Source organism: Lysinibacillus sp. FW12 (genome assembly GCF_050817245.1).
GTDB lineage: Bacteria > Bacillota > Bacilli > Bacillales_A > Planococcaceae > Lysinibacillus > Lysinibacillus irui.
In genome coordinates this window covers 890,187-909,156 of record NZ_CP139094.1, presented here as the reverse complement: position 1 = coordinate 909,156, position 18,970 = coordinate 890,187, and the positions used below count along the sequence as shown (strand labels likewise).

Here is an 18,970-nt window from a genome sequence, read left to right as displayed (position 1 = left end):
AGACAATGAGTCTTTTTATTTCATGTCGTAAATTACGTCAAATAATTCATTTTTTGCTCTTTTAAACAAATACATCATGAACGAATATGAGAGATGTAGCGCCAACGAATTAAATAAAAGTAGACGACTTGTATTAACACAAAAAAGCCAAAAGCAAAGAACACTTCTTTTACAATCGAAATATTTGCAATGTCTCTCAAAATGCCTTGAACCATTAGAAAAGCAAAGGCACTATGCATCATCGCAACACCCCATGGTAAGAAGAATTGAGGAAATAAATGACGATTAACAAGCTTTTTAAGCTCTGCATCGGTTAAACCCATACGCTTTAATACATCAAATTTGCGCTTTTCTCGTTCAAGTGACGTATGCAATTTGAAATAGATAAAGCTCCCAGCTGCAAGTAGAAAGACAGTGGCAACTAAAACACCTACTAATGTAAAGAGTGAGTAAGTAGCTAGTATATAAGAATAATTTAATCCAGCATTCTCAAAGTAAAAAGGACTAAATTTATCCTTCTTAATAAAATACAAATTAGACTCTAGATAATCTATATTTTTACCGATTTCCTTAGTCTCCATCCACTGTGGAATCACAAACGTAAATAAATGATAGCTTGGTTGAATAATGTCTTGATCAGCAATTGGACGAACAAGCTTAGCAAAATCTTCATCACTGATGACGATGGAATTGACACTTACAATCGAACCAGGGAATACTATTTTTGGATAGACACTATCAATCGTTATCGGTATATTATTTTCCTCTAGCACGGTATGCACGATTCTATTTTTTAATTTTTTTAGTGAATCCTCTGAATAAGGGATAAACACTGCCTCTCCAGATCCTAAATTCAACAAAGGATAGCTGTAAGAAGAAAGTAAGACATTCATATCGGACTCTCGAAAGACCTCAACCTCATTGCGTGTAAAAGAAGAGGTTTGCTTCACTACAATAAAACGAGAAAGCTGATAGGATAAACCCTTCTCCTCTAATTGTAGCCTTAATGAATTGATATGCTCTCGTTCATATGGATTGTCGACATCCCCTTTATAAACGAGCCCCAATGGATTTAGCCGATCATATTGGGTTGTATAGGAGGACATAGTCGCTAAAACACCAACAGATAAAAATGCAAGGGTTGATACCATCGTTACAACGAAAAACATTTTTACATTATCCATCATAATATGAGTTTGTTCAGCAAGAGATAGTAGACGATACCGCTGCCAATGATATTTGCGTTTTCCCCGGGCTAAATCTAAAAAGCAAGGAACGGAATCACTAAAAAAATAATATGTTCCAAATGTTGCGGAAAATGGGATTAACAGGGTTAAACCGATCAAAGAAGTATGTCCTACAACAAACGCTAAAATATATGTCGTTAAAATTAAAGCAACACCATAGACAGCTCGGATTTTTGAATAGGTAGCTAGGCTATTTAAATAATCACTACCTTTTAAAAGATCACGTAATTTTCGCTCTCGTGTGAAGTACACACTAATAAATGAAATTACTACAAACGCACTTGTGAACACTCCAATTGTCAGTAAAAATGGCTCCCAGGAAACGTAAAGGGGTAAATCATCTAAATGCAAAATTTCTCGTACAATCATAAAAAAGAATTTGGAAAACGAGAAGCCAAACACAATCCCTACAATGATGGAGCCAGATCCAATGATCATTGTTTCTAAAAAAACAAGTCGATTCATCTGGCGCTTTTCCATTCCCAAATGCAATAAAATAGCGAATTCTTGGGATCTAGCCTCTAAAAAGGCACTCATGGAATAATATAAAAAGAATAATGTAAAGAGGACGAGTACAATTTCTGCACCCACCATTCCTATCAGGGATACTTCGCCTAATATCCCTCGTTCAATATCTGGATGAAACATTAACATGGAATAGATAAAAAATACAGCCACCGAAAAAAAGCTTGCCATGAAAAAGGCACCATAGATACGGCTGTTCCGCACGACATTACGGTAAGCGAATTGTCGAAAGGTCACCTACTTGCCCTCCTCCTAGTAAGCTCAAAACATTTAATATGCGTTGGAAAAACATTTGACGACGATCATCACGATAAATTTCATTGAAAAATTCACCATCTTTAATGAATAACACTCGATCACAATAGCTTGCTGCAATCGGATCATGCGTGACCATCACAATCGTTGTTTGTTTCTCACGATTAACTTTCGTTAAAAGTTCTAGCACATCACGTGAAGAATTAGAATCTAAATTACCCGTTGGCTCATCTGCTAAAATAAGGCTAGGATTATGAATAAGTGCTCGCCCAATGGCAGTTCTTTGTGCCTGTCCACCAGAAATTTCATTTGGACGTTTATGAAGAAAAGAAGTTAAGTCTAGCTTTTCAACAATACTAGCTAGACGTTCCTCCATTACTTCTAGCGGCTGCTGATCTAAAGTTAATGGCAGCACGATATTTTCTTCAACCGTCAGCATATGCAAAAGATTGAAATCTTGAAAGACAAAACCGAGCTGTCTTCTTCTGAAGTAAGCAAGCTCTGTTGCATTCAGCTTATGTGGATTCATTCCATCCAGTATGATTTCTCCACTTGTCGGTTCATCAATGGTTGAAATAATATTCAGTAATGTTGTTTTACCGCTTCCTGAAGGCCCCATAACAGCTAGAAACTCACCTTCTTCAACATCAAAGCTCAATTGATTTAAAGCACGGTGCGTGACCTTACCTTCATACACTTTCGTCACATCTTTAATTTGTAAAATAGGCATCCTTCATTCACCTTATTTCTTCATTAATTCTAATGGCTGTGGTAAAAGCCACTCTAATACTACCTCAAAGCCAATTTGAAAATGAGGCTCTATCAATGCTATTACGGACTCTTCCTCTACCAAACTAAAGCAATGTTCTCCAATAATGACATCCCAAGCATCCATTTCTCCATCTACAATCTCACCACATACCGTATAATACCCACTGTACATAATCTTTTGACCTTCGACAGGAAATGCATTCAATAATGTCGGTTGTTGTAAGTTTAACCCAAGCATATTTGAAAAATGCAGTAGTTCTACGCCTAGCTTTTCATTTGCTATGAGAAAATTTTGATAAGCTAATGTATCTCCCTCTTGCATATGAGTCATATAAAGAGCTTTTGTTTTCTCCTTATCAATCGTTAATACCCAATCTTCAATACGTACTTCTACCATTCTAGCGCCCCCTAGTTTGTAAATGTCACAGTCACAATCGTCCCTTTTCCTACCTCTGACGTAATAGCCAAATCATGTCCTAGTTTTTCACAGATTTCTTTGGCTAAATACAGGCCCATCCCAGTAGATTCCCCTGTTTTTCGCCCATTTTCACCGGTAAAAAAGGCCTTCGTCACACGTGACAGATCGGAAGCTGGAATTCCAATTCCCTCATCACAAATGGCTAGCTGTACAAAGTCATCCTTCGTTATGGCAGAAATTGTAATTTTTTTATTAGCTTCAAAGGTATATTTCACAGCATTTGTAATAAATTGTCCTAGAATGAAGCGAAGCCATTTTGAATCACTCGCAACAATAAGATTATCGTCTATATGAATTTCTGGGAAAACTCTTTTCGTAATAAATAAACGTTTATTTTCATTAACAGTTGCAGTAACAATTGCTTTAAGCGCAACCTGCTCAACTTGCATATCGTCCTCAAAATTTTCTAAACGCGCATTGACTAGTACCATGTCCAAGCCTCTACGCAAGCGATCTATTTCCTCCTGTATATTCTTTTTATCAAGAGGTCGGTCATCCTGTAATAATAGCTCCATGACAGAAATTGGTGTTTTCATTTGATGTACCCATTGATTCATAAACTGATCATGTCTCTTTTGACTGGCATATAATGCATGTAGCTCATGCTGATAAAGACGATACAATTCATGCATATATTTCTCAGTTTGCATAGCTTCTGGGGTCTTCGCATTTTTTTGGAGCACATCCTCCATCGCTGTTGGAAGCTGGGTTATTTTCACTAAGTATCGTTGTCGCATTAAATAACGGACAAGTAAAAAGGAAGCTAATAGTACAAGGCTAATACAAAAGGAATATATAGCCGTATCAATATTTCGGAAACCGTCTAGTCCATAGATGACCATGATAAAGCCAACTAATAAAAGCTGGAACACTATAAATGAAGCATAATCACGTAAAAATAATTTCCAGCCCACTACAGTTCACCCGCACTTAATATAAATCGATAACCAGCGCCACGTACGGTTTCAATAGTTGACGATATGTTATAATCGGTTAATTTTTTACGTACTCGGGTCATATTAACATTCAATGTGTTCTCATCAACAAATGCCTGATCGTCCCACAGCTCCTCTAAAAGTTGCTCACGTGTCACGACTTTTGGCGCATTCCCCATCAGTAATTCTAGAATGATACATTCTTTTTTCTGAAGTGGAATTTCTAAATCATTTTTATGTAGCTCCATTCTTTCTAAATGAAGTACAAGCTGTCCTTGCTTAATTGTCCGCTCCTCTTGCCTTGCTGCATACTCACCATATGTACGGCGTAGATGACTGCGAATTTTAGCTAAAACAATCTCATAGTTGAACGGCTTTGTAATGAAATCGTCTCCCCCATTTTCAAGTGCGAAAATTTGGTCCATTTCTCCTGAGCGAGCAGAAATAAAAATAATTGGGCACGTTGTATGCTGGCGTAGCTGACGACACCAATAGTAGCCATCATAGGCTGGTAAATTTATATCAAGCAGCACCATATGTGGATTAAATGCTGTAAATTCTTCAATAAGATGATCAAATTCTTGAATTGTTGCAACTTCGTATTGATATTTTCTAAGCGTTTCCGCTAGTAACGATGCAATTTTAATATCATCTTCGACTATGAATATTCGATGCTTTTCCATATCAACACTCCTTTCTTTCTATATTGTATCAAAAAAAGGTTCGACGACATAATTGTCAGCGAACCTTTAGGCTAAAATAGTACACGAAACCGAATTTTCCTTAATAAATTAATTGTAAAAAGTCCTCAGTTGAAATTCCACCAAAATATGTAGGAATATCAATGTCTGCTAATACATTAGCAATGGCCGCTCGATCATAGTTTGTCCCAATTAGGCGCTGCTCTATATCAGCCATATCACCTACACCAAAGAAATCACCAAAAATATGTGCTTCTTCAATTACTCCATGGTTCACTTCTAGGCGGATGTCAATACCACCTGTTGGGAAACGATGTGTTTTTTGAATGTTAAAGCGCGGTGATTTCCCAAAGTTCCATTCCCATGTTTGATAACGCTCTGCTGATAGCTTGTGAATATTTGCCCAATCTTCCTCTGTTAACTCATAATAACGAATATTTTCTTCTCCACCGAAAATGGATTTCAAAATCTCAAGGCGAAACTCTTCTATCGTCATGTTCTCCTTTAAAAACTCTGAAATGTTTGCTACTCGGGAACGTATAGATTTAATACCTTTCGATTCAATCTTATCCTTTTTGACTTTTAATGCAGAGACAACCGCATCAATTTCTGTATCGAACATCAATGTGCCGTGGCTGAACATACGCCCTCTTGTAGAAAACTGAGCATTTCCAGAAACTTTACGCCCCTCTGCAAGAATGTCATTGCGTCCTGAAAGCTCTGCATTCACACCCATTTTTGCTAGAGCATCTACCACTGGCTGTGTGAATTTTTTATAATTCATAAAACTATTGCCATCATCATTTGTAATAAAGCTGAAGTTAAGATTCCCTAAATCATGATAAACAGCTCCTCCCCCTGATAAACGGCGCACTACAATAATGCCATTGTCCTCTACATAGTCTGTATTGATTTCCTCAATTGTATTTTGGTTTTTCCCGATGATGATGGACGGTTGATTGATGTAAAAAAGAAGCACAGGCTCTTTCTCAACGTCCATTGTTTTTAACAAATACTCCTCAATAGCAAGATTAATACGTGGATCATGGATCCCTTTATTATCAACGAAAATCATAGTTTACGTTTCCTCCTTCACAAAATATCCATTTTAATTTTAACGTAAATTAGGCATTTTGTGTTGACGAAACGCATCTGTTATAATACACTAGAAAATATAGAAACAGTAATAGTACAGATGAACTTAAAGGAGGAGTCCACAATGTTAGAAAACGTAGTTGAATTTTTCAAGAATTTACCTGCAAAGCAATGTACTGAGTGCGGTGAAAAGATGGAAGAACAAAGCGAATGCTACAGCAACACTTGTGAAAAATGTAACCACCTATAAGCATTTGCCTATTCTGTAATTGTCATATACGTGCCCCACACGTAGCAATATTGACACCCTTCATCATATTTTGATGAACCCTTAATTAAATCTCTTACACTTACAAAACACCAGCTGATACGCTCATATCAGCTGGTGTTTTATGTTGTCGATAAGATTCATTGACAATCCTTTAACATGAACAAAAAGCACTCACCAACTTTGGTGAGTGCTTTATGAATTAGTTTTCTTCTGCTACTTTAGAGTAACGTTTATTGTGAAGTAGCATGAAGTAACCGAAAGTGATTGCTAAGAATGCTACTAAGAATCCAGCTAGAACACCATAGTTTTGCATTAAGAATGATGTATCGCCAGTAGAAATGCTTGATTTAAATGCTTGAACCGTATATGTCATCGGTAATAGCTTGTTAAATACTTGTAATGGTGATGGGATTAATTCTAGTGGGAACGTACCTGCACTTGTTGTTAATTGTAAAATTAACACGACAATTGCCATGAAACGTCCAGGGTCACCAAAAATTGAAACTAGCATTTGAATTAAAGCTAAGAATACATAGCTAGTTAATAATGCTGTTACGATAAAGTAGCCCATGTTATTCACTTCAAGTCCTAGACCCCATTTAACAATAACTACCGTTAACAATGTTTGTATTAAACCTACAACTGCTAATACAGTTACTTTACTTGTAAACCAAGTTGCTCCATTTTTTGGGCGAATTGCTGGTTCAACAAGTGGGAACACAATCGAAATTAATAATGCTCCTACGAATAAGCCAAGAGAAATGAAGTATGGTGCGAAACCTGTACCATAGTTAGGAACATGGTTAACAGATTCTTTTTCAACTTCAACTGGACTACCTACCATATCATAAGTGTCTTGATTTGCTTTTACTTCATTTGCTTTTTCACTTGCTTCACCTAATTTGCCAGATAAAGTAGATGTACCATCTGCTAATTCAGTAGAACCATCTGCAAGTGTTGCTGAACCCTGTGCTAGCTCACCAGATTTTGACGCAAGTGTAGAAGTACCTTGATTTAATGTTGTTGTACCACTCGCTAATTCATTTAATCCTGATGCTAACGTTTTTGAACCTGTTACAGCTGTATTCACACCTGCGTGTAATTCACCTAATTTTGCCGCTAATGTCGCATTACCTGCTTGTAAGCCTTTGGCACCTTCCATTAAAGCACTGCTTTTCGCTGTTAATGCATTAGCCCCTGCTAATACTTCTGCTTGACCTGCTGCAATTTGACTTGCACCAGAGCTTACTTGATTAGCACCCGCTTGAAGTTTTTCTGTTCCAGCAGATAATGATGATAAACCATTATGCACACTAGCACTTCCTGCTTGTAGTTCTGTTAATGTTTGTTTTAATACAGCTGCTTGCTCTTCAGGCATTGAAGCCATCATACCTTGTAATTGATTTGCTAAAGCTGTAATACCTTCTTCAACTTTTGCAGAACCAGCTGTAAGTTGATTTGCTGCACCGTTTAAGGCACCTGCATTTTCAGCAATAGATGCTGCCCCTGCACTAATTTGTTGTTGTTTGTCGTTTAAAGTGTTTAAACCTGCACCAACTTTTGCAACACCTTGTGTGTATTGCGATAACCCTTGTTCTAGACTAGAAGCACCATTTGCTGCTTGCTGTGCACCTTGTTGTAATTGAACAGTACCATCTTGTAGTTTGACTAAACCACTAGATAAATCATTCGCACCTTTTGCAGCATCTCCAGCACCTTTTGTTAGTTTATCTGTACCATTAGATAATTCAACTGTACTTGATGCCAATTGCTCTAAGTACCCTTTTAAATCTTTTGCACCATTTGCTACTTTTTGTGCACCCTCATCTAGCTTATGGGAGCCATCTGCCGCCTCTGTAAAGCCATCTCCAAGTGTTGCAATAGAATCAAATAATTTTTCAGCATAAGTCGCTGATACTTGTGCATTTACTTCTGCCCGTACACGATCCATGGCTGTTTCACCAATTTGAGCACCAAGGAAGTTTAGTCCCTCGTTTGGAATGTAATTCATCACTAATTTTGATGGTTTGTCATCTAATAGCGTTGTAGCATGTTCAGAGAAATTTGTTGGAATTTCTAGAATCATATAATAATCACGACCATTTAAACCTTTTTCAGCCTCATCCTTTGAAACTTCTATAAAGTTAAATTGTTCGCTATCCATCAACTTATCGACTAAGGTGTTCCCTAAATCTAATTTAACGCCATCCATCTCAGCACCAGTATCTTCATTTACAACAGCTACTGGTAGATTAGGCAGCCCTGCATAAGGATCCCAAAACGCCCATAAAAACATACCCGCATACATTACTGGGATAAAGAGCACAGCAATGATTGAGACAAGCATTTTTCTCGTTTTAAAGATCTTCAGCCATTCAGCTTTAATCATATAATATCCTCACTCCTAAACTATTTGACCGAAAACGTCATTTGGTCATTTTCATTCAAAAAAAATAATCAACCTCAACAATTTTGCAAAAACTTACTGGATTCAATATTTCTTTATCTGTTAATAATCGAATCAATTTACAATTAAGCCTCGAAAAATGGTTTCCTTAAAAAGATTAAGAATCCTCTCTTCAGGAATCACATCACCGTGTAACTCATGCCAATCGACAACAAAAGCAAGATATGCCTTTAACAATAAGTAACTAACAAGCTCTGCGTCACATTCTCTAATTTCACCTTTATTAATACGTCTTTGTATTAACTCTGCAACATACGATAAAATTTCTGTCTCTATCTGTAGTAGCACCTGTTTAACAGCTGGTGTTCGTAATTCTTTTTCTTCTTCGATAAGCTTTGCAAATAAAAGATGTTTTTCACGGAACTGTAGCATTTTCATTAAAGCATTATGCGCATTATCCATAAAGCTTGCTGATGCATCCAACACTGCATCCGCTTCCGCCTTCATTTCACGTACAAGTGACATTGCAATCTCTTGAAATAAAATTTCTTTATTTGCAAAGAATGTATAAATCGTACCTTTACCGACATTGGCAATTTTCGCCACTTGCTCCATCGTCGTAGCCTTGTAGCCAAACAATGTAAAAGACTTTGCAGCTGCTTCAATAATTTCCTGCCTACGATCCATTAGTAACATCCTTTCTTGTTGGGTTATGTACATCTAACGTACACTTCATAAAAATGACCAGAAAACCATTTCGGTCATCTGGTCATTATCATATTCCTATTTTATAAAAAAAGCAAGCATTTAATGATGATTTTTTTCATCTTTTTTTTCGTCATCATGTTCTGTATTATCTGACGAATTATTACTATGATTCATCATGTTATTATCAATGCTGTTATTGGATTTTTCATCCTCTGGTAAAACCTGTGTCATATCAGGGCTTCCAGCAATAATTTGTTGCTTTGGCATATTATGAACACCGTTTGCTGTAGTATGTGCATACATATAGTAAACACCGTCATGATCAAATGTTGTCGATGCTTTATAAACACCATCTTTTTCTAATTTCCCATTAATCATTTGTCCTTCATCACGTTTCCCTGATTCCCAAACCTCAAACTCTACCACAGCATCATCAACATTTTGCCCACCTTGTTCTACATGTGCTGCCAGCTCAATTGTTTCATTAAGCGATACTTCTTTTGGTGTTAAAATTTCTACATCTGGAATTTGCGGCACTTCTGGTTCTGGTAAAGCCTCTTTTTTTTCTCCACATCCTACTAATAATGTAGGTACTGCAATTAGTGCGAATAACCATCTTTTCATCTTTTAATCCTCCATTAATGGCAACTGTATCTTAACAGTTGTGCCTTTTTCTACAACACTTTCAATTTCTAACGATCCCTGTAACTGCTTTAGTAGCTGCTCAACAATGGATAATCCTAATCCACTACCACCGTCTGCACGACTCCTTGCTTTGTTAACTCGATAAAATCGCTCTGTGACATGTGCTAAATCCTCGGACGGGATACCGATACCATAATCCTTAATGGTAATGAGTGCACTCCCCGTCTTTTCAACAGCAACAATTTCCACAATAGAATTTTCATGTGAGTAATTAATCGCATTTTCAATAATGTTAATAAAAATTTGCTTTAGCTTTACTTCATCAGCTTCAATAATTAGCGCATCATCTACATCCACATGTAATGTTATGTTCTTTTTATCTGCTTGATGTGTTAGTATTTTTTGAACTTCCCTTAAAGTCTCACCAAGCGGAATAGGATATAAAGCAATGTCGGTTTGTTCATTTTCTGTTCTTGCTAGTTGAAGTAATTCGTTTGTTAACCTCTCCATTCGATTCGCCTCACGGACAATCAACTGAATAGTTTCTTCTTTTTTGCTTTCTGTAATAATGCCATTTTGCATAGCTTCACTATAGCCTTTAACATAGCTTATTGGTGTCCGTAATTCATGCGAAACTGTTGCCAGAAATGTTTTTTGGGCTTCATCCTCTAGCTGAATCGACTCTGCCATTTTATTAAAGGTACTAGATAATTTACCGATTTCATCCCGTGAATTGACAGGTACACGTGTCTCATAATTCCCGTGGGACATCTGTTCTACTGCACGTTGTAAATCGTTTAATGGTCGCATAATATGTCGAATACCTTTATAAATCAAATAGCTAGCTACCACTAAAAATATAAAGGCACTAATGAACAGGAGAATAACTCCACTATTAGCTAACTCACTAATTTTAGCTAGCGGGAAGTAAATATAAATAATACCCTCTAATCGATTTTGATCAACGAGTGGTATCACTACTGAAATTAGTTGTCGATCAAACCTGGGCTCATAGCCAATTTTTTGCACGTATTTTCCTGATAATAATTTCTGTCTTTCTTCTGGTCCAATCAGTGTCTCATAATCTATATCAAACGGAACACAGGCACTTAACTCCCGAGGATTTCTTACTGCAAATATATTTAAATTTGAATAATCGTTAAATTGTTCAATATCTGCAATAAATTCATCCGTAACCTTGCCATTGTTATACATTGTCTGTAGCTTCAAGCCAACTTCCACCATTGTCTCTTCAGTATCTTGGACATATAAACGTTGATACAAAAAATTTGTGAGAACGTACATAAATACAACGGTAATGATGAGAAATGCGAAAATCAACAACCAAATGCGAGTAGCAATCTTTTTCATTCGCCAGGATCAAAGCGGTAGCCCACTCCCCAAACGGTTTGAATATGCGCAGCCGCATCCTTTCCAAGCTTTATTCGTAAAGTTTTGATATGGGTATCAACGGTGCGCGTACCACCTACATAATCAATATCCCAAATACGTTCTAATAATTGCTCTCTTGTATAGGCATTACCCGGATTTTTCATAAATAAATGCAACAATTCAAATTCCTTTAAAGTAAGTGGAATACTCTTACCATCAACAGATACTTTACGTGCAATCTCGTCTATTTTAATAGGACCAAAAATTACGTACTTTTGCTGTAGCTCTGTAATATTCGCCCCACTTCTTCTTAAAACAGCATAAATCCTTGCTACAAGTTCATCATGTGTAAATGGCTTAACTATATAGTCATCTCCACCAAGTGTAAGGCCTTTTACCTTATCCTCATTGGCATCACGTGCTGTTAGAAAAATAATCGGTACATTGGACATCGCACGAATACTTTGACAAACAACAAAGCCATCCTCATGGGGCATCATGACATCGAGCAATACTAAATCAATTTTTTCTCGTACGATCACATCATATGCCTCTGTACCATTTGCGGCTGTAAATGTCTCAATATCAGAGTTATTGAGCATCATTTCTATTAATTTACGCATATCCTGCTCATCATCGACTATTAATACAGTTGTCATCATTGTTCCTCCCTTACTAACAGCTGAAAAGCACCTTTTCCTACATCAACTGTTTTTTCCTTCTGGCCGTCCTTTATAAAGTACAATGTATGATCATCATAGCCAGCGACAACAATATAGTTTTTAAACTGGTTTACTACAAATGGATTTGCGCCAACCTCTTGATGCCATTTGATCTGGCCATCAAAACTAGCAACATATAACTCATTATGACCATGACTAACAACAAGGACAGCATCTTTTGTCTTTTTTAATCCTACAGGCATCAGAGGCATGTCAATCTCTCCATGCAGTTGGCCAGTAGATAAATCATATTTTTTAACAGAACTATTTGGCTTACTGCCTTCTCCATGTCCACCAATCCACAGCTCATGTGCTTCTTCAAGAATGGCTATTCCATGTGAGGATTTTTGAATGGGCCATTCCTGTTCAATGGACAAATCCTTCATATTTAACACCGATAATTTTGTATCTTTAAAATTTATAACATACAGTTTATCTTTATACGATGCCATAGACATAGGATAATTGCCAAGCTGCTGTGAACCAAGCTCATTTCCTTCTCGATCAAAGCTTGTCACTGTATTGGTTTTACTATTTGTTATAAAAAATTGTTGGATGTTGTCATCATAGTATACATTTGTTGTACCTATCTCTACTTTTTTTGAATAGAGCTTTTCTCCGGTTGATATTGTATAGACGTCAATATTATTTAATTGGTGTCCATACAATAATACTTGATCATTTCCTAATAGTATTGCCCCTGAATAAGCTTTATCAAATAACCATGTTGCAAAAACATTCCCATCCTCATCAATAAAATCTAATGATGGTTCTTGTATGTTTAATGAAGCTATAAAATTTCGATCTCTCTCAATGGGTTCATATGATTTTTCAGCGCAACCCGCTAACCATATTATTTGTAGTAACGAAAAAATGAAGAATGCCCATTTTTTCAACTTTATCACCTCTGCCCCTCTACTATACTTCACAATTGTGAAATTCGGGTGAAACTTGGAAGGTGAATTTATGACAAACCATAAAAATACATTTCACATTTTTTGCGTCGATTCCCTCCGTTCAATCATCTAACCAATTTTTTCTTTGTTACATATAGTACTAAGATAATGGTAAGGAGGTATAACATGATTTCCATCAGCTTATGTATGATTGTAAAAAATGAAGAAGATGTTATTGGTAGATGTCTTGAATCCGTTAAAGATTTAGTAGATGAAATTAATATCGTTGATACGGGCTCAACGGATAGCACGAAACAAGTCGTTGCACAATTTACAGATCGAATTTTTGACTTTAAATGGATTCATCATTTTGCAGCTGCACGGAACTTTTCCTTTCAGCAAGCAACAAAGGAATATATTCTCTGGCTAGATGCGGACGATGTTTTATTAGAGGAAGATCGAGAAAAATTTAAGGCGCTAAAAGAATCTCTGACTTCTGATATTGATGCTATTTCAATGAATTATCATTTAAGTTTTGATCATGAAGGTAATGTAGACGCCTTAATAAGAAGATATCGCCTTGTAAGAAGAGATAAGAAATTTCAGTGGATTGGAGCAGTGCATGAATATTTAGAAGTGGGTGGTATGCTGTTTGATAGTGATGTCGCCGTAAGTCACTTACCATTAACGCATGATCATACACGTAATATTGAGATTTATAAACAACTAGTCGAATCTGGAGAAACATTATCACCACGAGATACATTTTATTTTGCCAATGAATTACTAGATCATGGTTATTATGAAGAAGCCATTCATTATTACGAATTATTTTTAACCTCAAAATTAGGCTGGGTGGAAGATAATATTCGAGCTTGTTTCAAATTAGCAGATTGCTTTTCTCATTTAAACGATACTGAAAACAACTTCAGTGCTATTTTACGAAGCTTTGAATATGATGTACCTCGCCCTGAAGCTTGCTGCCGATTAGGTTATCATTTCATGGAGCAAAATAGAAATGATGAAGCCATTTTTTGGTACGAACAAGCACTTGTCATTAAACAAAAACCAAACGCTCCTTTTCAAAATAAAAGCTATACTACTTGGCTCCCCCACTTACAGCTTTGTGTGCTTTATGACCGTTTGCAACAATACGAATTAGCAAACGCACACAATGAATTAGCTAGCTCCTTCATTCCGAATGACCCTAAAATTTTACACAATAAAAGGTATTTCGAAAGTATTTTAGCTAATGGACTAGACGATATCTAAATTACACTAGATACTCTAACTTAAGAAATTTAGGCAAATTGTAGCTAAGCATTCTAGTAGAATACATGCTGTTAAAAATAACTCTCGAAGTTTTAAAAATAACTCTATGTTTTAAAGGGAATAAGTAGTTATGTGTCTACCTCCTCTCTCATTCACAGAATACGATACTTGAGAGAGGAGGTGAAACTATGCATTTTGGGAAATTTCTAGATCGAGTTTGTAATAAATGCCATTCCTTTCCCTGTTGTTGTAAAACAGGGCCTATACCAGGTTGTCCAATTTGGCCGGTAAAACCTACCGGACCTACTGGATGTATTACAGGACCAACTGGACCTACGGGTATGACAGGTGTTACAGGTGTTACAGGTGTTACAGGGGCTACTGGGGCTACTGGGGCTACTGGGGCTACTGGGGCTACTGGGGCTACTGGGGCTACTGGGGCTACTGGACCTGCCGGCGTGACTGGACCTGCCGGCGTGACTGGACCTACTGGTGCAATTGGACCGGCTGGCGCTACTGGGGCTACTGGCGTTACTGGGGCTACTGGCGGTATCGGGCCTGCCGGCGTGACTGGGCCTACTGGGGCTACCGGAGCGATTGGACCTGCCGGCATGACTGGGCCTACTGGGGCAATTGGACCGGCTGGCGCTACTGGGGCTACTGGCGCTACTGGTGAGATCGGACCTACTGGCGTAACTGGACCTACTGGTGCCATTGGGCCTGCCGGCGTGACTGGGCCTACTGGTGCCATTGGGCCTACCGGCGTGACTGGGCCTACTGGGGCTACCGGAGCGATTGGGCCTGCGGGCGTGACTGGGGCTACTGGTGCCATTGGACCTGCCGGCATTACTGGTGCTACTGGTTCGACTGGTGCTACTGGTTCGACTGGTGCTACTGGTGCTACTGGACCTGCGGGCGTGACTGGGCCTACTGGGGCTACTGGCGATATCGGGCCTGCCGGCGTGACTGGGCCTACTGGGGCTACCGGAGCGATTGGACCTGCTGGCGTAACTGGACCTACTGGGGCTACTGGTTCGACTGGTGCTACTGGACCTGCCGGCGTGACTGGGTCTACTGGGGCTACCGGAGCGATTGGACCTGCTGGCGTAACTGGACCTACTGGCGCTATTGGTGAGATCGGACCTACTGGCGTAACTGGACCTACTGGTGCCATCGGACCTGCCGGCATTACTGGTGCTACTGGGGCTACTGGACCTGCCGGCGTGACTGGGCCTACTGGCGCTATTGGACCGGCTGGCGTAACTGGACCTACTGGCGCTACTGGTGAGATCGGACCTGCCGGCGTGACTGGGCCTACTGGGGCTACTGGGCCTACTGGGCCTACTGGGCCTACTGGCGATATCGGGCCTGCCGGCATTACTGGTGCTACTGGTTCGACTGGTGCTACTGGACCTACTGGCGCTACTGGTGAGATCGGACCTACTGGCGTGACTGGGGCTACTGGTGCCATTGGACCTGCCGGCATTACTGGTGCTACTGGTTCGACTGGTGCTACTGGACCTGCCGGCGTGACTGGGCCTACTGGGGCTACCGGAGCGATTGGACCTGCGGGCGTGACTGGACCTACTGGCGTAACTGGACCTACTGGCGCAATTGGGCCTGTGGGCGTGACTGGACCTACTGGTGAGATCGGACCTACTGGCGTAACTGGACCTACTGGTGCCATTGGGCCTGCCGGCGTGACTGGGCCTACTGGCGCTATTGGACCTGCCGGCGTGACTGGGCCTACTGGGGCTACCGGAGCGATTGGGCTTGCTGGCGTAACTGGACCTACTGGGGCTACTGGTGAGATCGGACCTGCCGGCGTAACTGGACCTACTGGCGCTATTGGTGAGATCGGACCTACTGGCGTGACTGGGGCTACTGGTGCCATTGGACCTGCCGGCATTACTGGTGCTACTGGTTCGACTGGTGCTACTGGACCTGCCGGCGTGACTGGGCCTACTGGCGCTATTGGACCTGCCGGCGTGACTGGGCCTACTGGCGCTATTGGACCTGCCGGCGTGACTGGGGCTACCGGAGCGATTGGGCCTGCTGGCGTAACTGGACCTACTGGTGCCATTGGACCTGCCGGCATTACTGGTGCTACTGGGGCTACCGGAGCGATTGGGCCTGCTGGTGTGACTGGACCTACTGGGGCTACTGGACTTGCCGGCGTGACTGGGCCTACTGGGGCTACCGGAGCGATTGGGCTTGCTGGCGTAACTGGACCTACTGGCGCTACTGGTGAGATCGGACCTGCCGGCGTGACTGGGCCTACTGGGGCTACTGGCGATATCGGGCCTGCCGGCGTGACTGGACCTACTGGGGCTACCGGAGCGATTGGGCCTGCTGGCGTAACTGGACCTACTGGCGCTATTGGTGAGATCGGACCTACTGGCGTGACTGGGCCTACTGGCGTGACTGGGCCTACTGGCGCTATTGGACCTGCCGGCGTACCTGGACCTACTGGCGCTACTGGTGATATTGGACCTACTGGCGTAACTGGCGCTACCGGGGCTACTGGTGCCATTGGACCTGCTGGTGTGACTGGACCTACTGGACCTACTGGGGCTACTGGTGCTACTGGACCTGCGCTTACCGAAGGATTCTCAGCATTTAAAAACACACTAACTGTTAATGCTTCTACCTCTATTGCTGACTGGAGTGTAGCATCACCTTACTTTACAACGCCTGCTTTTAATCCAGCAACGGGGATTTTCACTGTACCAACTACAGGAAGATACTCCTTTGAAGCAACTATAAATTACTCTACTACTGCGGCCATTAGTGTTACTTTAGGGGGTGGAATCAATCCTTCATTTGCAATACGAAGAAATGCAACAACAAATCTAATTAGCGGCTTGTTCCCTGTATTGAATGTAAACGTCGCACTGGTATTAACTTTACGTGCAATACTTGGAAATGGTACTATCACTTTGGCAGGTGAAGTAGAATTAGTAGCTGGGGATACAATTGACTTGTTCTATGAAGCCAATGGTTTGACAATTGGACTTACGCTAGGTGGAGCTAACTCCGGTGGTATCGTTTGGTCATGTCATCGAATATCTTAAGTCTAATTATCTATTAGCTTTTTAAAGCAATTAGTAATCGAAATAGCAAACTATCTATATTAGTTTGCTATTTCTTATTCATCATTCAAAACATACATAAAAAAATAGTACAAACATTGATAGCTCATGTTTTGTACTATTTCTTTTTATTGCTGAAACATTTCCCTTACCACATCTTCTGCAATATGTTTCCCTTGCTGCACACATTCTGGTATAGATATTCCTTCAAATGAGCTTCCTGCAAGTTTTACAGTTGGAAAATGTTCATACAATTCCTGTTTTATTCGCTGGACCTTGGCTTCATGTCCTACTGTATATTGTGGCATTGCATTTTTCCAACGAGTTACTACTGTCATCATTGGTTCGCCATTTACCCCAATGGTTTTATTTAAATCCTGAAGTACAGTTTTTTCTATTTCAGTATCAGATAATGCTACAATGGCTTCGTCTCCAACACGCCCAATATAGCTACGTAATAATACATAATCGTCTGGAGAGGTACCTGGCCATTTTCGGTTCATCCAAGTACAAGAAGTAATTGAAAAATCACTATTTCGAGAGACATAAAAAGAAAGTGCATCCAAATCGCCAAGCTGTTCCTTTTTAAAGGCCATTGTGACAGTTGCAATGGTTGCTGCCTTCATCGTCCCTAATTCATTTAACAGACTATGCTTACTAAACATTTTTTCTGCCACATTAAATGGTGTAGCGATAATAACAGCATCTGCTTTTATATGGGAAAAATTGTTTAACATCACTTGAACGGTTCCGTCCTTGCCATGTTCAATTTCCTCCACTTTCACACCCTTCATAACTGTCCCTGGAAGTAGTGATTCTTCTATACTTTCAATCAGTGTTTCAAGGCCATTACTAAAGGTCTGAAAAATCCCTTTATTTTCATCAATCAAATGATTGCTTAAGAAATTTGTTCCTGCCTTTTTCATGCCGATTAGTAAGCTACGATATTTTTGCTCTAAACTGTAAAGCTGCGGGAAAGTGGAGCTCATACTTAATTGCTCGATATCACCTGCAAATGTACCTGCCAGTAAAGGTTCTACTAAGTTTTCCACGATCTCTGCACCAAATCTTCTTCTAAAAAAGGCACCTAACGGTTGATCGTCATCTTGTGCTGAACGGGGAATGAAAAAATCCCCCGCAGCACGCACTTTTCCGCTAAGTGAAAATAACCCTGATGTTATGAATGACGAGATATGAGGCGTTTCTCCAGATAAAAGTTGACTAGGAATAGGGTATAACTGGCTACCTACTGCAACATAAGTCGGTCCTGCATTACTCGTTTGTATTTTCTGCTCGATACCGAGATCCTTTGCTAAAGCACTAACATAGTTTTCACGATCAAAAAAAGATTCTGGCCCGCGCTCAATAATAAAACCATCTTTTCTCAATGTTTGAATTTTTCCGCCAAGACGTAATGACGACTCGACAAGTACGATATCTAATGGCAATTCTTTTGCGCTTGCTTCTTTTTGCATATAGAACGCAGCTGTAAGGCCTGTAATGCCAGCGCCTATGACAACTACCTTTCGTCTTTTCTGAGTCACCAACATCATCACTT

16 protein-coding genes are annotated in these 18,970 nt (G+C 39.9%); 3 read left to right on the top strand and 13 right to left on the bottom strand.

Annotated elements, in window-relative coordinates; all coding sequences use genetic code 11:
* Nucleotides 1-74 precede the first annotated feature (74 nt).
* From SJW71_RS04670 to SJW71_RS04645, 6 genes are all read right to left on the bottom strand, one after another.
* Nucleotides 75-2,009: an FtsX-like permease family protein gene (locus SJW71_RS04670; RefSeq protein ID WP_274794407.1), complete on the bottom strand. Its 1,935-nt coding sequence runs from the start codon at nt 2,007-2,009 to the stop codon at nt 75-77.
* Nucleotides 1,981-2,757, bottom strand: a complete 777-nt coding sequence (locus tag SJW71_RS04665) for an ABC transporter ATP-binding protein (protein ID WP_274794408.1) — start codon at nt 2,755-2,757, stop codon at nt 1,981-1,983. The genes SJW71_RS04670 and SJW71_RS04665 overlap by 29 nt, the downstream gene beginning before the upstream one ends.
* 12 nt (nt 2,758-2,769) lie before the next feature.
* Nucleotides 2,770-3,195 (bottom strand): hypothetical protein, encoded by a 426-nt coding sequence (locus SJW71_RS04660; RefSeq protein WP_431811792.1) that lies wholly within the window; start codon nt 3,193-3,195, stop codon nt 2,770-2,772.
* A gap of 11 nt (nt 3,196-3,206) precedes the next feature.
* Nucleotides 3,207-4,190: a sensor histidine kinase gene (locus SJW71_RS04655; RefSeq protein ID WP_431811791.1), complete on the bottom strand. Its 984-nt coding sequence runs from the start codon at nt 4,188-4,190 to the stop codon at nt 3,207-3,209.
* Entirely contained in the window at nt 4,190-4,894 is a 705-nt protein-coding gene (locus SJW71_RS04650) for a response regulator transcription factor (RefSeq protein WP_274794411.1), read from the bottom strand. The genes SJW71_RS04655 and SJW71_RS04650 overlap by 1 nt, the downstream gene beginning before the upstream one ends.
* A gap of 100 nt (nt 4,895-4,994) precedes the next feature.
* A complete protein-coding gene (locus tag SJW71_RS04645) occupies nt 4,995-5,987 on the bottom strand; it encodes a lipoate--protein ligase (protein WP_312506041.1) in 993 nt (330 codons plus the stop codon).
* Between the two features lie 144 nt (nt 5,988-6,131).
* On the opposite strand from SJW71_RS04645, the gene yhfH reads away from it, so the two are divergent.
* A complete protein-coding gene (gene yhfH, locus SJW71_RS04640; RefSeq protein WP_004230455.1) occupies nt 6,132-6,257 on the top strand; it encodes a protein YhfH in 126 nt (41 codons plus the stop codon).
* 220 nt (nt 6,258-6,477) lie between these two features.
* On the opposite strand, the gene SJW71_RS04635 is transcribed toward yhfH, so the two are convergent.
* The 6 genes from SJW71_RS04635 to SJW71_RS04610 all read right to left on the bottom strand — a co-directional run bounded on the left by SJW71_RS04635 (nt 6,478) and on the right by SJW71_RS04610 (nt 13,057).
* A complete protein-coding gene (locus tag SJW71_RS04635) occupies nt 6,478-8,667 on the bottom strand; it encodes a YhgE/Pip domain-containing protein (RefSeq protein ID WP_274794413.1) in 2,190 nt (729 codons plus the stop codon).
* A gap of 132 nt (nt 8,668-8,799) precedes the next feature.
* Nucleotides 8,800-9,372 carry a TetR/AcrR family transcriptional regulator gene (locus SJW71_RS04630; RefSeq protein WP_431811790.1) on the bottom strand — a complete coding sequence of 191 codons (573 nt, stop codon included), beginning with the start codon at nt 9,370-9,372 and terminating at the stop codon, nt 8,800-8,802.
* A gap of 120 nt (nt 9,373-9,492) precedes the next feature.
* Nucleotides 9,493-10,017, bottom strand: coding sequence for a FixH family protein (locus SJW71_RS04625; protein WP_431811789.1), 525 nt, complete (start codon nt 10,015-10,017; stop codon nt 9,493-9,495).
* Nucleotides 10,018-10,020: 3 nt separating this feature from the next.
* Nucleotides 10,021-11,409, bottom strand: coding sequence for a sensor histidine kinase (locus SJW71_RS04620; protein ID WP_431811788.1), 1,389 nt, complete (start codon nt 11,407-11,409; stop codon nt 10,021-10,023).
* Nucleotides 11,406-12,089, bottom strand: coding sequence for a response regulator transcription factor (locus tag SJW71_RS04615; protein WP_274797378.1), 684 nt, complete (start codon nt 12,087-12,089; stop codon nt 11,406-11,408). The genes SJW71_RS04620 and SJW71_RS04615 overlap by 4 nt, the downstream gene beginning before the upstream one ends.
* Entirely contained in the window at nt 12,089-13,057 is a 969-nt protein-coding gene (locus SJW71_RS04610) for a YncE family protein (protein ID WP_431811787.1), read from the bottom strand. Before SJW71_RS04610 ends, SJW71_RS04615 begins: the two co-directional genes overlap by 1 nt.
* Before the next feature lie 177 nt (nt 13,058-13,234).
* On the opposite strand from SJW71_RS04610, the gene SJW71_RS04605 reads away from it, so the two are divergent.
* Nucleotides 13,235-14,320, top strand: coding sequence for a glycosyltransferase (locus SJW71_RS04605; RefSeq protein WP_431811786.1), 1,086 nt, complete (start codon nt 13,235-13,237; stop codon nt 14,318-14,320).
* A 188-nt stretch (nt 14,321-14,508) separates the two neighbouring features.
* A complete protein-coding gene (locus tag SJW71_RS04600; protein WP_431811785.1) occupies nt 14,509-17,394 on the top strand; it encodes a beta strand repeat-containing protein in 2,886 nt (961 codons plus the stop codon).
* A gap of 146 nt (nt 17,395-17,540) precedes the next feature.
* Here the strand turns inward: SJW71_RS04600 and hemY are convergent, their stop codons facing one another.
* Entirely contained in the window at nt 17,541-18,965 is a 1,425-nt protein-coding gene (gene hemY / locus SJW71_RS04595; RefSeq protein ID WP_312507335.1) for a protoporphyrinogen oxidase, read from the bottom strand.
* Nucleotides 18,966-18,970 lie beyond the last annotated feature (5 nt).

Excerpts from the sequence above, each read along its gene's own strand:
- SJW71_RS04665 (WP_274794408.1), bottom strand. The coding sequence starts at position 2,757 with ATGCCTATTTTACAAATTAAAGATGTGACGAAAGTGTATGAAGGTAAG.
- SJW71_RS04620 (WP_431811788.1), bottom strand. The coding sequence starts at position 11,409 with ATGAAAAAGATTGCTACTCGCATTTGGTTGTTGATTTTCGCATTTCTC.
- SJW71_RS04645 (WP_312506041.1), bottom strand. The coding sequence starts at position 5,987 with ATGATTTTCGTTGATAATAAAGGGATCCATGATCCACGTATTAATCTT.
- SJW71_RS04615 (WP_274797378.1), bottom strand. The coding sequence starts at position 12,089 with ATGACAACTGTATTAATAGTCGATGATGAGCAGGATATGCGTAAATTA.
- SJW71_RS04630 (WP_431811790.1), bottom strand. The coding sequence starts at position 9,372 with ATGGATCGTAGGCAGGAAATTATTGAAGCAGCTGCAAAGTCTTTTACA.
- yhfH (WP_004230455.1), top strand. The coding sequence starts at position 6,132 with ATGTTAGAAAACGTAGTTGAATTTTTCAAGAATTTACCTGCAAAGCAA.
- SJW71_RS04605 (WP_431811786.1), top strand. The coding sequence starts at position 13,235 with ATGATTTCCATCAGCTTATGTATGATTGTAAAAAATGAAGAAGATGTT.
- SJW71_RS04660 (WP_431811792.1), bottom strand. The coding sequence starts at position 3,195 with ATGGTAGAAGTACGTATTGAAGATTGGGTATTAACGATTGATAAGGAG.
- SJW71_RS04625 (WP_431811789.1), bottom strand. The coding sequence starts at position 10,017 with ATGAAAAGATGGTTATTCGCACTAATTGCAGTACCTACATTATTAGTA.
- SJW71_RS04635 (WP_274794413.1), bottom strand. The coding sequence starts at position 8,667 with ATGATTAAAGCTGAATGGCTGAAGATCTTTAAAACGAGAAAAATGCTT.
- SJW71_RS04600 (WP_431811785.1), top strand. The coding sequence starts at position 14,509 with ATGCATTTTGGGAAATTTCTAGATCGAGTTTGTAATAAATGCCATTCC.
- hemY (WP_312507335.1), bottom strand. The coding sequence starts at position 18,965 with ATGATGTTGGTGACTCAGAAAAGACGAAAGGTAGTTGTCATAGGCGCT.
- SJW71_RS04650 (WP_274794411.1), bottom strand. The coding sequence starts at position 4,894 with ATGGAAAAGCATCGAATATTCATAGTCGAAGATGATATTAAAATTGCA.